This is a genomic window from Rhodoferax sp. OV413, from assembly GCF_945881795.1.
Classification (GTDB): Bacteria; Pseudomonadota; Gammaproteobacteria; order Burkholderiales; family Burkholderiaceae_C; genus Allorhodoferax.
In genome coordinates this window covers 1-13,308 of sequence record NZ_CAMCVG010000062.1, presented here as the reverse complement: position 1 = coordinate 13,308, position 13,308 = coordinate 1, and the positions used below count along the sequence as shown (strand labels likewise).

Genomic DNA, 13,308 nt, shown 5'->3' with positions numbered 1-13,308 from the left:
TAGACGATTGGGATATGCGCTCTGGCCGGAACGCAAAACCTTTGGTTATTTGCGGCGTTCTTAGTCTAGACGATTGGGATATGCGCTCTGGCCGGAACTGTCCAGCCGTTTTGTTCATCAACTTCGGCAGTCTAGACGATTGGGATATGCGCTCTGGCCGGAACTCTCGCGGCCACTGGCGCGGCTTAGGTGCTAGTCTAGACGATTGGGATATGCGCTCTGGCCGGAACACTTCAGAAAATCTGTTCTGGCATGGGTAGAGTCTAGACGATTGGGATATGCGCTCTGGCCGGAACAAAAACCGCTACAGCCTGCCAGAGCGACTGGGTCTAGACGATTGGGATATGCGCTCTGGCCGGAGACCACCTCAAACACCTCACCCCTTGCGCCCCACCAGCCGGACATACGCCTCGCGGGTCTGGCCCGAGACGCTTTTGAGCACCTGCGCGTACGAGGTTTTGTGGCGCGCTATCAGCCGCGCCGAGGCCACCGCCCGGGAGCGGCAAAACCAGTGGCAGCTGTGTTGCATAAAAAACAGCTCGGCAGAAAGCGTGAAGGCCTTCGCCTTCGGGTCCAGGCCGGCGCGGTTCTCGATGACGCCGGCGATGCCGCGCGCGTGCAGGGCGAAGGCCTCGCGTGCATCGAATGTTCCGCGCGGCCACCAGCGGGCGGCAAACGGCAGGGCAATCGGCAGGGTGCTCACACGGGTCTGGTCGGCGCTTTGCGCTGCAAACTCGGCGGAGAAGGCAGAAAACTGCTCGCTCAGGGTCTGCTCCTGCACCGCCAGATAGCTCCAGACCTGGGCCTGGCGCTCGGCGCCCTCTTCGCCTAATGCCCGCAGGTAGCCGTCGGTCAGGCTTTCCATGAGTTTTTCAATATCGAAGCGCGCAAGCGCCGCGCCCAGCAGGGCAATACGTTGATGCTGATCGACCTTTTTGAACCACCAGAAGGCCGCCCCGGCCAGAATAAAAAACCAAATCAGCATGACCTATTCCCCGCTTTGTTGAAGGGCCCACATCGAGGCATAACGCCCCTGCGCTGCCAGCAGCTGCGCATGGGTGCCGCGCTCGATGATGCGCCCGGCGTCCATCACCAGTATCTCGTGCGCGTCCACCACGGTAGAGAGGCGGTGCGCAATCACCAGCGTGGTCTTGTTGCGCGATACGCCCTGCAGCTCGGCCTGAATGGCGCGCTCGTTGGCGCTGTCCAGGGCGCTGGTGGCCTCATCAAAGATCATCACCGGCGGGTTCTTGAGCAGGGTGCGGGCGATGGCCACGCGCTGCTTTTCGCCGCCGCTGAGCTTTAAGCCCCGCTCGCCGACCATGGTGTCGTAGCCGCGCGGCGCGGCGGCAATAAAGGCGTGAATGTGCGCGGCCTTGGCCGCAGATTCGACCTCTTCTCGGCTGGCGCCCGGTCGGCCGTAGGCGATGTTGTATTCCACCGTGTCGTTAAACAGCACCGTATCCTGCGGGACGATGCCGATGGCCTGGCGCAGGCTGCTTTGGGTGACGGCGCGAATGTCTTGCCCGCCGATGGTGATGCGGCCGCTGTTGCCGCCGGCGTCAAACCCTTGGCCCACATCGTAAAAACGGAACAGCAGCCGCGCCAGCGTCGATTTGCCCGAGCCGCTGGGCCCGACCACCGCCACGGTTTTGCCGGCCGGAATCTCGAAGCTGATGTCGTGCAGGATGGTGCGCGCGGTGGTGCCGGCGGCGGCTGCGCTACCGGCGGGTTCGTAGCTGAAGGTCACGCCTTCAAACCGCACATGGGCGTCGCGCCCGTCGGGGGCGAGTTGCAGGTCTTGCGCGCCGGGAGCGTCGGCCACTTCGCGCTCCCGCTCGAGGAGGCCGAACATTTTTTCGAGGTCGGTCAGGCTCTGCTTGATCTCGCGATAAATCACGCCCAGAAAGTTCAGCGGGATGTAGAGCTGGATCATGAAGGCGTTGACCATCACCAGGTCGCCCAGCGTCATGCGGCCTTCGACCACGCCTTGGGTGGCGCGCCAGAGCATGGTCACCAGCGCCACCGCGATGATGAGTTGTTGGCCGGTATTGAGCGCGGTCAGCGTGGTCTGGCTCTTGACGGCGGCGCGGCGGTACCGCTCCAGGTTTTCGTCGTAGCGGCGGGCCTCGAACTCTTCGTTGTTGAAGTACTTGACGGTTTCGTAGTTCAGGAGCGAGTCGATGGCGCGGCTGTGGGCGGTGCTGTCCATCTCGTTCATCTTCTTGCGGAACTGGGTGCGCCACTCGGTCACGGTGATGGTGAAGGCGATGTACACCACCAGGGCCACGATGGTGATCCAGGCAAACCACACATCGAACTGCACCGCCAGCAGCGTGAGCACCAGCACCACCTCGATGATGGTGGGGATGATGCTGTAGAGCGAGTAGCTGATGAGCGAATGCACACCGCGGGTGCCGCGCTCGATGTCGCGCGTCATGCCACCGGTCTGCCGCTCGAGGTGAAAGCGCAGGCTCATGGCGTGCAGGTGGCGGAAGACCTGCAGGCTAATGCTGCGGGCCGCGCCCTCGGTGGCCTTGGCAAACACCAGCTCGCGCAGCTCGGTAAAGAGCGAGGTACACAGCCGCAGCGCGCCATAGCCCACCAATAGCGCCAGCGGCACCACCAGCAGGGCGCCGGGGTCGCCGGGCTTGATGGTCATGGCGTCCACCAGATTTTTCAGCAGCACCGGCACGCCCACGTTGGCCACCTTGGCCCCCACCATGAAGGCCAGCGCCGCCATCACCCGCCACTTGTAGACCCAGAGGTAGGGAAAAAGCCGCTGCAGCGTGCTCCAGTCGGAGGCGGGGGGCGTGGCTGCGGTCGCGGGGGAAGTCGTAGCGGCAGCGGCAGGCTCAGCCGCTGTAGAACCGTGTTGGCGCATTGGGGGACAATCGGAAAAGTATCAGCAGAGGATTGTGCCCATGTCTACTCCCCCCGAGCGCCCCGAAGTGGAATTGCCAACCGATCAAACGCTGGTGCTCAAGGTGATTCCCATGCCCGGCGACTGCAACGCCAATGGCGATATTTTTGGCGGCTGGGTGATGGCGCAGGTGGATATGGCGGGATCGGTGCTGCCGGCGCGCTACACCCAGGGCCGCATGGCCACGGTGGCGGTGAATGAATTCATCTTCAAGCAGCCGGTGCGGGTGGGCGATATTTTGAGCTTTTTCAGCAAAGTCACCCGCATCGGGCGCACATCCATCACGGTGAAAGTGGAAGTGTTCGCCGAGCGCTACCTGACGCAGGGGCACTACCACAAAGTGACCGAAGCGTCCCTCACCTACGTTGCGATTGACGAAGAAGGCCGGCCTCGGCCCATCCCCAAAACGCCGGAGTAAGCGCCCGAATAAATCCGGCATAAACTCCGGAACGCTATTCTTTTGATAGCTACTCACGCAAGCAGCACGGGCGAAAACCTCAAGAAACGATGTAAGAAGCTGCCCCGGTGGACATGAGTTTGCTGTCGGGCCCGAGAAACTCCATGCGGGTCGAGGCCACGCGGGAGCCCAGGCGCAACACCTCAGCGCGTAGCTCAAAGTGCGTTCCGATGCCCGGGCGCAGGTAGTCCACCCGCATATCGATGGTGCCCAGCTTGGCGAAGCGCTGCAGGCGCTGCGGCGGCGGCTCATCCATATGGCGCGCGCCAATCGCCGCCATGACTGCCAGCCCGCCCATGGCGTCCAGCCCTGCGCTGATCACGCCGCCATGGATGCGGTTGTAAGCGTAGTGGCCCACCAGCTCTGGCCGCATATCAATCCGCGCCACCGCCCGGTCCGGCGTGATGGCGGTGATTTTGAGACCCAGCACCCGGTTGAAGACGATGCTGTCCTCGAAGATGCGGGTCAGCGCGTCGATGAATTCCGGCTCGAAAACGATGGGCTCGGCGGACTCGGCGGACACTTTAGCGGATGGGTGATTTGTCGACATGCGCCATTGTCCCTGACGCGCGCCGGGGAGCCGACTCCTGCGCGACGCGTCAGCGCATTACAGCTTGCTGAAGTCGGGCTTTCTCTTTTCCATGAAGGCGGTGAAGGCCTCTTGGGCCGCAGGGGCGCCCAGCATGCGGCCGAAGCTGGCCGCTTCTTCGTCAATGCGCGCCAACACCTCGGGCAGATGGCCTTTTTTGAGCAGGCGCTTGGTTTCCAGCAAAGACGCCATCGGCTTGGCGGCCAGCTTGCCGGCTTGGGACTGGGCCACCGCGTTGGCCTCGGTGGGCGGCACCACGCGGTTAACCAGCCCCACCTCCAGCGCCGCCTCGGCCATGAATGGGTCGCCCAGCAGCAGGGCTTCGGCGGCGCGGTGGTAGCCCATCATCTGCGGCACCAGCAGGCTGGACCCCGCTTCGGGGCACAGGCCGAGGTTGACGAAAGGCATGGAGAAAGCTGCGTTGTCACCCGCATAGACCAAGTCGCAATGAAACAGCATCGTGGTGCCTATGCCCACGGCCGGGCCGCACACGGCCGCAACGATGGGCTTGGGAAAGGCCGCCAGCGCCCGCAAGAAGCGGAACACTGGCGCCTCTTGTGTCTTGGGTGGAGCGCCCAAAAAGTCGCCAATGTCGTTGCCCGCGCTGAACACGGTGGCATCGCCCTGAAACAGCACCACGCGCACAGTGGCATCGTCGCGCGCGGCGTCCAGTGCATCGGCGCAGGCGGCGTACATCGCCGAGGTAAACGAATTTTTCTTGGCAACGCGGTTCAGGGTGATGGTGGTCACGCCGGCGTCGGTGTGGATCAGGATGTCTTGCATGGTCACTCGCTCAAAAAATTGATGTTTGATTGGATCACTGTTTGTAATAGACGATCTGGTGCGTAGTCACCAGCAGCACGCCGGCTTCGTTCCAGAGCTGGCTGCTCTGGTCAAAAAAGCCATTGCGAAAGGCCTGCGCCTGCGCTTGCCCCAACAGGTATCCGGTGCCGGTCTGGGCGAGCTGCTCGGTGCTGGCATGGAAGTACACCGTCAATGACACAGTGCCCACCGGCACATGCGTAGCCCGGCGGATGAATACGCGGGGAAAGAAGATGTCCGACATGCAGGCCAGCGACGCAAAGTCCAAGGGGCGTGGCGGCTTGTCCCGCACCCAGATTTGGCTGAGGCTGCTGTGGCCGCTACCGTCCCACACTGCAGGCAGTAGGCCGGTAACCGGGAGCTGCTCATAACGCTTCACAAACTCCATGGGCGCCATGATTTGAGGGGGTGACACTTCGGTAGGTGGCGGGCACAGGGGCATGGGTTCTTCGTCCACGCCCCAGGTTTCGCGACGCACGGCGGTCACCGCTGTGCCGGTCATGACAATCGCATCTCCCTGTTGGATCTCGATGGTCCAGTGCTGAGTCGACCGGTTGGTGCGCGCCGCGCGCGCCATGACGGTGAAGGGGCCATCGGCCAGCGCAGCGCAAAAGTTCACCGTCAGCGACACAGGGTCGCCCAAACGTTCCGGGTGCTGCAGCACCCCGTTCAGGGCCTGCGCTGTGGTGATGCCACCGAAAGGGCCCACCATATTGGCGTAGGCCGGGTGGGTGTGGCCTGTCCAACTGCCATCCGGTTGTGCCTGCAGGGCGATGGCTTCGTCAAAAACGTGGGTACTCATTCAAGCGGTCTCCAGTTGGCTGCGGAGCAACCCTTCCCATGCAAAAGGCCACCCGGAGGTGGCCTTGGCTGCAAACGCGTTACACACGTTCAAAGATGCCGGCAGCGCCCTGCCCGGTGCCGACGCACATGGTGACCATGCCGTACTTCAGGTTGTGGCGGTGCAGCGCGTGCACCACGGTGGCCGCGCGGATGGCGCCGGTCGCGCCCAACGGGTGGCCCAGCGCAATGGCGCCGCCCATGGGGTTGACCTTGGCCGGGTCCAGGCCCAGGGTGTTGATGACGGCCAGCGACTGCGCGGCAAAGGCCTCGTTCAGCTCAAACCAGTCGATGTCGGAGTGCTGCAGGCCGGCATAGCGCAGGGCGGCAGGAATGGCTTCAATGGGGCCGATACCCATGATTTCGGGTGGCACGCCACGGGCTGCAAAGCTCACAAAACGGGCCAAGGGGGTCAGGCCGAACTGCTTGACTGCCTTTTCGCTGGCCAGAATCAGGGCGCCCGCGCCGTCGCTGGTTTGCGAGCTGTTGCCCGCCGTCACGCTGCCGCGCGCCGCAAACACCGGCCGCAGCTTGGCCAGCGCCTCCAGCGTGGTGTCGGGGCGGGGGCCTTCGTCCAGGCTCACGGTATGGGTGCGAACCTGCACCTCGCCGGTCGCCAGATCCGGCGTGCGCTCCACCACCTCGATGGGGGTGATTTCGCCGGCAAATTCGCCGGCCTGCTGGGCCCGCACCGCCCGCTGGTGCGACTCCAGGGCAAAGGCGTCCTGCGCCTCGCGGCTGACCTTCCATTGCTGGGCAACCTTCTCTGCCGTCAGGCCCATGCCGTAGGCAATGCCGATGTTTTCATCGCGGGCAAAGACGGCGGGGTTGAAAGACGGTTTGCCGCCGCCCATGGGCACCATGCTCATCGACTCGGCGCCGCCGGCAATCAGCACGTCGGCCTCTCCCACCCGAATGCGGTCTGCCGCCATCTGGATGGCGGTGATGCCGGACGCGCAAAAGCGGTTGACGGTGACACCGCCCACCGGATGGTCAAACGCCAGACCTACCGCCATGCGGGCCATGTTCATGCCCTGCTCGCCCTCGGGGAAGGAGCAGCCGATGATGGCGTCCTCGATGGCCTTGGGGTCCAGCGTTGGCACCTGGCGCATCGCGCTTTGCAGTGCAGCCACCAGCAGCTCGTCGGGGCGCGTGTTGCGAAAAAAGCCGCGGCCCGAGCGCCCGATGGGCGTACGCGTGGCGGCCACGATGTAAGCGTCTTGAACTTGTTTCATAGCAGTTCCTTAGTTGCGCACGGGTTTGCCGGTGGACATCATTCCCATGATGCGCTCCTGCGTTTTCGGATGGGTGAGCAGGCTGCAAAACGCCTTGCGTTCCAGAGCCATTAGGTATTCCTCGGTCACCAGGGTGCCGGCGTCAAGCTGCCCGCCGCACACCACCTCGGCAATCAGCAGGCCGATGTGGAAGTCATGCGCGCTGATGAAGCCGCCGTCGCGCATATTGACCAGCTGGGCCCGGATGGTGGCAATGCCGCTGCGCCCGGCCACCGGGAAACTGCGCCGGTGCGGCGCGCGGTAGCCTTGAGCGGCCATGGCGCGGGCCTCGTTGACGGCCACAAACAGCAGCTCGTCCTTGTGGGCCACCACCACATCGCCCTCCAGCAGGTAGCCGAGCTTTCGGCATTCCAGCGCGCTGGTGCCGACCTTGGCCATGGCGGCCGCGGTAAACCCTTCTGAAAGGAAAGGCATCAGGTCCTTGGAGGTCGAGAGGGCCATGTTTTCTGCCGCTCGACGGGCGATATAGGTCAGGCCGCCGGCCCCGGGCACCTGGCCCACGCCCACTTCGACCAGCCCGATGTAGCTCTCCATCGCCGCCACCCGCTTACTGGAATACACCGCCAACTCGCAGCCACCGCCCAGCGCCAGCCCGCGAATGGCGGAAATCACCGGCACGTTGGAATAGCGCATTTTGAGCATGGTGTTCTGCAGCTCGGCCTCGGCGGCCTCGATGGCGCGCACGCCGCCGACCATGAAGCTGGGCATCATGCCCTGCAGGTCGGCGCCGGCCGAGAACATCTCATCGGGCGACCAGATGACCAGCCCCGCATACGACTGCTCCGCCAGCGACTGCGCCTGCAGCAGGCCTTCGATCACGCCGCCGCCAATCACATGCATCTTGGTCTTGATGCTGGCAATCAGCACCGGGGCTGCCGCAGCTGAAGCGGCGTCATCCAGCGTCCAGAGGCGGATGGAGTCGTCTTCAAACACGGTGGTGCCCGCCGTCTCGGCCTTGGGGGTTTGCGCGCCCAGAACGCTCTCGGGGAAATGCTGGCGGGCATAGACCGGCAACTCGCGTACCGGCACAAAGGTTCCGCTGGTGGGATTCCAGGAGCCAGCGGGTGTGTGCACGCCGCCAGCATCGGCCACCGGGCCCTTGAACACCCAGTCAGGCAGCGGCGCGCTGCACAGCGCCTTGCCCGCGGCGATGTCTTCCTGCACCATGTGCGCAACTTCCAGCCAGCCGGCTTCCTGCCAGAGCTCGAACGGGCCTTGCTTCATGCCAAAGCCCCAGCGCATGCAGAAGTCCAGGTCGCGGGCATTGTCGGCAATCGAGGCCAGGTGGATGGCAGCGTAATGGAAGCTGTTGCGCAATATCGCCCACAAAAACTGGCCCTGCTTGCCCTCGGCATTGCGCAGCAGCTTGAGCCGCTCGGCGGCGGGCTTTTTGAGAATGCGGGCGTAGACCTCATCGGCTTTCTCGCCGCCGCTCACGTATTCGCGGCTCTCTGCGTCAAAGCGCAGCACGTCCGAGCCCACTTTTTTGAAGAAGCCGGCGCGGGTTTTTTGGCCCAGATGTCCCATCTCGAGCAATGTCTTGAGCACATCCGGCGTGGCAAAGCTGCCGTAGAACGGGTCGGACTCCAGCGACAGGGTGTCTTGAAGGGTCTTGATCACATGGGCCATGGTTTCCAGGCCCACCACATCGGCAGTGCGGAAGGTGCCGCTGGAGGCGCGACCCAGTTTCTTGCCGGTGAGGTCGTCCACCACGTCGTAGGTGAGGCCGAAGTTCTGCACCTCCTTCATGGTGGCCAGCATGCCGGCAATACCGACCCGGTTGGCAATGAAGTTGGGCGAATCTTTGGCACGCACCACGCCTTTGCCCAGGGTGCTGGTCACAAAGCCTTCCAAGGCGTCGAGGTGCGCAGCTTCGGTGGTGGGCGTGTTGATCAGCTCCACCAGCGCCATGTAGCGCGGCGGGTTGAAGAAGTGGATGCCGCAAAAACGCGGCTTGATTTCTTCGGGCAATGCTTCTGAGAGCTTGGTAATGGACAGGCCCGAGGTGTTGGAGGCAACGATGGCGTGCGGCGCCACAAAGGGGGCAATCTTTTTGTAGAGGTCGAGCTTCCAGTCCATGCGCTCGGCGATGGCCTCGATGATGAGGTCGCAATCGCGCAGCTGCTCCAGGTGCTCTTCGTAATTGGCCTGCCCGATGAGCGTGGCATCTTCGGGCACGCCCAGCGGGGCCGGCTTGAGCTTTTTGAGGTTGTCGATGGCCTTGGTGACGATGCCGTTTTTAGGTCCCTCGCGGGCCGGCAGGTCAAACAGCACCACCGGGACTTTGACGTTGACCAGGTGCGCGGCGATTTGCGCACCCATCACGCCGGCGCCCAGCACGGCAACTTTGCGAACGTTTAATCGGTACATATTGGAGTTCAGGTTGGGGAGTGGTTAATGGGAGCGGATCCAGGTCTGGGTGCGGCCCAGCAAGGGGGAGCCGATGTAGCCGCGCACTTCGAGCTTTTTGCCGCCGTCAATCGGTGTGAGGCGCAGGCTGTAGTCTTTGCCGTTTTCGGGGTCGAGGATGCGGCCGCCGTCCCACACATCGCGTCCTTCGGCTTTTTTGCCGCCGCGGATGATTTCCATGCCTATCTTGGGCTTGTCTTTGCGGTCGTCGGTGCACTTCACGCAGTTGGGCTCTGCGCTCACGGCGGGGTCCAGCCCCCGCACCACCACGCCGGAGAGTTCGCCCGCGGGGCCTTGGCTGATTTTGATTTCGGCCTTAGGTTTGCCGGTGGCGTCGTCAATGCTGTGCCAGACGCCCTCGGGGCTCATCTGGGCGGAGGCGGCGCCGGCCATCAGGGCCATGACAAAGCCGGCTACCAGGCCGGCTGCCGGGCGGCCTGCGATGCGCGGCGCGGCGCGGGAGGGTTGAGCAAAAGCCGGCTGAGAGGTAGCGAGCAACATGGGTTTCTCCTGTATCAAATGGGTGTCAGGCCAATGCGGCGTTGGTGTCCATCACCGCTTTGGATCCGGCGCGGGCGGTGCGCATCAGGGTGGCTGTCTCGGGGAATAGCTTGGCAAAGTAGAAGCGCGCGGTTTGCAGCTTGGCGGTGTAGAAGGGATCGGTGTTGCCGGCTGCTTGCTCGCGCAGGGCGACCTGTGCCATGCGGGCAAAGAAGTAGCCAAACACCATGTGACCGGCCACGCGCAGGTAGTCCACCGCGGCTGCGCCCACCTCGTCGGGGTTCTGGAAGCCCTTGAAGCCGACCTCGGTGGTGAACTTGGTCATCTGCTCGCCCAGCACCGCAATCGGGGTGATGAATTCGGCCATCTTTTCATTCACGCCCTCTTCCTCCACCAGGCGGGCGATGAGCTTGCCGAACTTTTTGAGCGTCTCGCCGTTGTTGCCCAGCACCTTGCGGCCCAGCAGGTCCAGCGACTGGATGGTGTTGGTGCCCTCGTAGATCATGTTGATGCGGTTGTCGCGCGCAAATTGCTCCATACCCCATTCTTTGATGAAGCCGTGTCCGCCAAACACCTGCAGGCAGGCGTTGGTGGCGATGTGGCCGTTGTCGGTCAAAAAGGCCTTGGCGATCGGCGTGAGCAGGGCCAGCATTTCGCCGGCGTCGGCGCGCACCTTGGCGTCGGGGTGGTGGTGCTCTTTCTCGAGCAGCATGGAGCAATACACCTGCAGGGCGCGGCCGCCATCGGCATAGGCGCGGGCGGTCATCAGCATCTTGCGCACGTCGGGGTGCACGATGATGGGGTCGGCCGGCTTGTCTTTGGCCTTGGTGCCGGAGAGGCTGCGCATCTGGATGCGGTCTTTGGCATAGGCCAGCGCGTTCTGAAAGGCGACCTCGGTCAGCCCCAGCGACTGGTTGCCCACGCCCAGACGCGCCGCATTCATCATCACAAACATGCCTTGCATGCCCTTGTTGGGCTGGCCGACCATGGTGCCCACCGCACCATCGAGCACCATCTGGCAGGTGGCGTTGCCGTGAATTCCCATCTTGTGCTCGAGGCCGCCGCAGTAAATGCCGTTGCGCGCGCCCAGCGACCCGTCGGCGTTCACATGGAACTTCGGCACGATAAAGAGGCTGATGCCTTTGATTCCTGGAGGCGCATCGGGCAGGCGGGCCAGCACGAGGTGCACGATGTTGTCGGTCATGTCGTGCTCGCCGGCGCTGATGAAGATTTTATTGCCGGTGATTTTGTAGGTGCCGTCAGCCTGCGGCTCGGCTTTGGTGCGCATCAGGCCCAGATCGGTGCCGCAGTGGGGCTCGGTCAGGCACATGGAGCCGGTCCACTCGCCGCTGGTCATCTTGGGCAGGTAGGTGGCCTTTTGCTCAGGCGTGCCGTGGGTTTCCAGGGCGGCGTAGGCGCCATGGGTCAGGCCGGGGTACATGGTCCAGGCCTGATTGGCGCTGTTGAGCATTTCATAAAACATGCTGTTGACCACATACGGCAGGCCCTGCCCGCCGAACTCGGGCGCGCAGGCCAGCGCGGCCCAGCCGGCGTCGATGTACTGGCGGTAGGCTTCCTTGAAGCCCCTGGGCGTGGTGACCGCATGGGTGGTCTGGTCGATGCTGCAGCCCTCGGTGTCGCCGCTGATGTTGAGCGGGAAGGCGACCTCGGCGGCGAACTTGCCGCCCTCTTCGAGCACCGCGTTGATGGTGTCTACATCGATGTCCGTGTGTTTCGGAATTTGTTGCAAGTCATCAACCACATGAAGCACTTCGTGCATCACAAACTGCATGTCGCGCAGCGGGGGGGTGTAGGTAGGCATGGGCGGTTCCTCAGAGGGGTGGTTATTTAAGAAGCGGGGGCGGCGTAGCGGGCGAGAATTCCAGAGAAACCGCGCTCGGCGCGGCTGATGGAGCCCGGGTTTTGCAGGAAGCGGGCCTCGTAATGCAGGGCAAGGATGAGGCCGTGAATCTCGAAGGCCACCTGGTGGGCGTCGGCATCGGCGCGCAGATGGCCGCATTCCTGAGCCAGCACGATGGCGCGGTGTAACGCATGCAGCCACGTCTGAACCGAGAAGGCGAGCGCGTCCCGCACCGGGCCGGTCCGGTCGTCAAACTCCACCGCACCGCTGATGAAGATGCAGCCAGACTGAATTTCGACCGCCACCCGCTTCATCCAGTTGGCAAACAGGGCCTCGACGCGCGGCAGCCCGCGCCCGGCGTACATCGCGGGATGAAAGACTTCTTGTTCAAACCGTTGGAAGTACTCCCGGATGACAGCGATCTGCAGGTCCTCGCGCGAGCCGAAATGGGCAAACACGCCGGACTTGCTCATGTGCATCAGTTCGGCCAGACCGCCAATGCTCAGGCCCTCCAGCCCGACGCGGGTGGCAACGCCCAGCGCGGCTTCGACGATGGAGGCCTTGGTCTGCCGGCCCTTTGGCAAGGCGCGCCGCGCCGGCGCGATATCGGCACCAACACTGGAGTCACCACTGGAATCGGAGGCCATGTCCGGGGCCGCAGCCGGTGCGTCCGCCGCGGGGGGGCTTGCGATATCGGCGTCTTGGGAGGAAGAGGGAATCAACATACGGCAAAAATAGTACGACCGTGCTATTTTGCTGCATTTCCGACGCCGCTGTGAAGTACCCCGCAGCCTGAAGGGGGGTATTTTTCGAAAACCGAGGGTTTGTCCTAGGCCGCTTTCCAGTCGAGGATGAGGCCGAGGCCCGCGTCCAGGTGTTCTGACGGCAGGCGTTTGAAGCCCGAGCGGGCAAAACGCTGCAGGCGCCCCGCCACCAGGGCAACGACGGTAGCGGCCTGAACCTGCGGGTCGGGGCCCCGCGTTCCGGGCGGAGACAGCAAGGCGGCGTCGCGCAGGCACTGTTTGATGGTGGCCTCCACCTTGTCAAACAGTGCATTCATGCGCTGCTGTAGGCGCTCGTTTTCCAGCACCAGCGCATCGCCCACCATCACGCGGGCCATACCCCGGTTTTTCTCCGCAAACTGCACCAGCATGCCGGCAATGCGCCGGGCCTGCCGGACTCCGGTGGCGGGGCCGGGTTCTGCGGCTTCTTTCTCGATGATCTGGTTGATCAGGCTGAACACAGTTTGCTCGATGAAATCAATCAGGCCCTCAAACATCTGCGCCTTGCTGGCGAAATGGCGATAAAGCGCGGCCTCGCTCACCTCGAGCCGCGCGGCCAGGGCTGCAGTGGTGATGCGTTCACCGCCGGGCTGCTCGAGCATGGCGGCCAGGGTTTGCAGTATCTGCACCCGCCGCTCGCCGGGCCTGGGCCGCTTGCGGGCGGGCGCGTCGGAGGCTGCGTCGGAAGTCGCGCCGGTCGGTGCGGCAGCATGGGGGTCCATCAGCTCATCGGGTGATGCCGGGGTATCAGGCATGGGCGGCTCTAAGTGGTTAAAAGGGCAGCGAAGTTAGCGGCCACTCAAATTCTCGCATGGTGCGGGTCCAACTC

At 63.7% G+C, this 13,308-nt stretch carries 12 protein-coding genes and 1 CRISPR repeat array; of the genes, 1 reads left to right on the top strand and 11 read right to left on the bottom strand.

Annotated elements, in window-relative coordinates:
* Window position 1: 1 nt before the first annotated feature.
* Window positions 2-362: a CRISPR direct-repeat array (repeat unit 31 nt; unit sequence AGACGATTGGGATATGCGCTCTGGCCGGAAC).
* Between the two features lie 14 nt (window positions 363-376).
* A complete protein-coding gene (locus tag Q0O05_RS08735; protein ID WP_293662171.1) occupies window positions 377-985 on the bottom strand; it encodes a hypothetical protein in 609 nt (202 codons plus the stop codon).
* Window positions 986-988: 3 nt separating this feature from the next.
* Entirely contained in the window at window positions 989-2,884 is a 1,896-nt protein-coding gene (locus tag Q0O05_RS08730; protein ID WP_293662170.1) for an ABC transporter ATP-binding protein/permease, read from the bottom strand.
* A gap of 40 nt (window positions 2,885-2,924) precedes the next feature.
* Between Q0O05_RS08730 and Q0O05_RS08725 the strand changes: the two genes are divergently transcribed.
* Window positions 2,925-3,341, top strand: a complete 417-nt coding sequence (locus Q0O05_RS08725) for an acyl-CoA thioesterase (RefSeq protein ID WP_293662169.1) — start codon at window positions 2,925-2,927, stop codon at window positions 3,339-3,341.
* A 79-nt stretch (window positions 3,342-3,420) separates the two neighbouring features.
* Here Q0O05_RS08725 and Q0O05_RS08720 read toward each other — a convergent pair whose 3' ends face one another.
* From Q0O05_RS08720 to slmA, 9 genes are all read right to left on the bottom strand, one after another.
* Window positions 3,421-3,930 (bottom strand): thioesterase family protein, encoded by a 510-nt coding sequence (locus tag Q0O05_RS08720; RefSeq protein ID WP_293662167.1) that lies wholly within the window; start codon window positions 3,928-3,930, stop codon window positions 3,421-3,423.
* 57 nt (window positions 3,931-3,987) lie between these two features.
* The gene (locus Q0O05_RS08715) at window positions 3,988-4,752 is read right to left on the bottom strand and encodes an enoyl-CoA hydratase (protein ID WP_293662166.1); all 765 of its coding nucleotides are present in this window, start codon (window positions 4,750-4,752) and stop codon (window positions 3,988-3,990) included.
* 34 nt (window positions 4,753-4,786) lie between these two features.
* Complete coding sequence (locus Q0O05_RS08710; RefSeq protein ID WP_293662164.1) at window positions 4,787-5,593, bottom strand: thioesterase family protein; 807 nt, start codon at window positions 5,591-5,593, stop codon at window positions 4,787-4,789.
* A gap of 79 nt (window positions 5,594-5,672) precedes the next feature.
* Window positions 5,673-6,866: an acetyl-CoA C-acyltransferase gene (locus Q0O05_RS08705; protein ID WP_293662162.1), complete on the bottom strand. Its 1,194-nt coding sequence runs from the start codon at window positions 6,864-6,866 to the stop codon at window positions 5,673-5,675.
* A 9-nt stretch (window positions 6,867-6,875) separates the two neighbouring features.
* Window positions 6,876-9,296: a 3-hydroxyacyl-CoA dehydrogenase/enoyl-CoA hydratase family protein gene (locus tag Q0O05_RS08700; protein ID WP_293662160.1), complete on the bottom strand. Its 2,421-nt coding sequence runs from the start codon at window positions 9,294-9,296 to the stop codon at window positions 6,876-6,878.
* 24 nt (window positions 9,297-9,320) lie between these two features.
* Window positions 9,321-9,737, bottom strand: coding sequence for a DUF2147 domain-containing protein (locus tag Q0O05_RS08695; RefSeq protein WP_293662176.1), 417 nt, complete (start codon window positions 9,735-9,737; stop codon window positions 9,321-9,323).
* A gap of 124 nt (window positions 9,738-9,861) precedes the next feature.
* Window positions 9,862-11,658: an acyl-CoA dehydrogenase C-terminal domain-containing protein gene (locus Q0O05_RS08690; protein WP_293662158.1), complete on the bottom strand. Its 1,797-nt coding sequence runs from the start codon at window positions 11,656-11,658 to the stop codon at window positions 9,862-9,864.
* A 26-nt stretch (window positions 11,659-11,684) separates the two neighbouring features.
* Entirely contained in the window at window positions 11,685-12,344 is a 660-nt protein-coding gene (locus Q0O05_RS08685) for a TetR/AcrR family transcriptional regulator (RefSeq protein ID WP_293662175.1), read from the bottom strand.
* Between the two features lie 182 nt (window positions 12,345-12,526).
* Window positions 12,527-13,201, bottom strand: coding sequence for a nucleoid occlusion factor SlmA (slmA, locus tag Q0O05_RS08680; protein ID WP_293662173.1), 675 nt, complete (start codon window positions 13,199-13,201; stop codon window positions 12,527-12,529).
* Window positions 13,202-13,308: the final 107 nt, after the last annotated feature.

Bases quoted from the DNA above. Each gene is read 5' to 3' on its own strand.
- Q0O05_RS08685 (WP_293662175.1), bottom strand. From the start codon at position 12,344: ATGGCCTCCGATTCCAGTGGTGACTCCAGTGTTGGTGCCGATATCGCG.
- Q0O05_RS08735 (WP_293662171.1), bottom strand. From the start codon at position 985: ATGCTGATTTGGTTTTTTATTCTGGCCGGGGCGGCCTTCTGGTGGTTC.
- Q0O05_RS08695 (WP_293662176.1), bottom strand. From the start codon at position 9,737: ATGGCCCTGATGGCCGGCGCCGCCTCCGCCCAGATGAGCCCCGAGGGC.
- slmA (WP_293662173.1), bottom strand. From the start codon at position 13,201: ATGGACCCCCATGCTGCCGCACCGACCGGCGCGACTTCCGACGCAGCC.
- Q0O05_RS08700 (WP_293662160.1), bottom strand. From the start codon at position 9,296: ATGTACCGATTAAACGTTCGCAAAGTTGCCGTGCTGGGCGCCGGCGTG.
- Q0O05_RS08715 (WP_293662166.1), bottom strand. From the start codon at position 4,752: ATGCAAGACATCCTGATCCACACCGACGCCGGCGTGACCACCATCACC.
- Q0O05_RS08710 (WP_293662164.1), bottom strand. From the start codon at position 5,593: ATGAGTACCCACGTTTTTGACGAAGCCATCGCCCTGCAGGCACAACCG.
- Q0O05_RS08725 (WP_293662169.1), top strand. From the start codon at position 2,925: ATGTCTACTCCCCCCGAGCGCCCCGAAGTGGAATTGCCAACCGATCAA.
- Q0O05_RS08720 (WP_293662167.1), bottom strand. From the start codon at position 3,930: ATGTCGACAAATCACCCATCCGCTAAAGTGTCCGCCGAGTCCGCCGAG.
- Q0O05_RS08705 (WP_293662162.1), bottom strand. From the start codon at position 6,866: ATGAAACAAGTTCAAGACGCTTACATCGTGGCCGCCACGCGTACGCCC.
- Q0O05_RS08730 (WP_293662170.1), bottom strand. From the start codon at position 2,884: ATGCGCCAACACGGTTCTACAGCGGCTGAGCCTGCCGCTGCCGCTACG.
- Q0O05_RS08690 (WP_293662158.1), bottom strand. From the start codon at position 11,658: ATGCCTACCTACACCCCCCCGCTGCGCGACATGCAGTTTGTGATGCAC.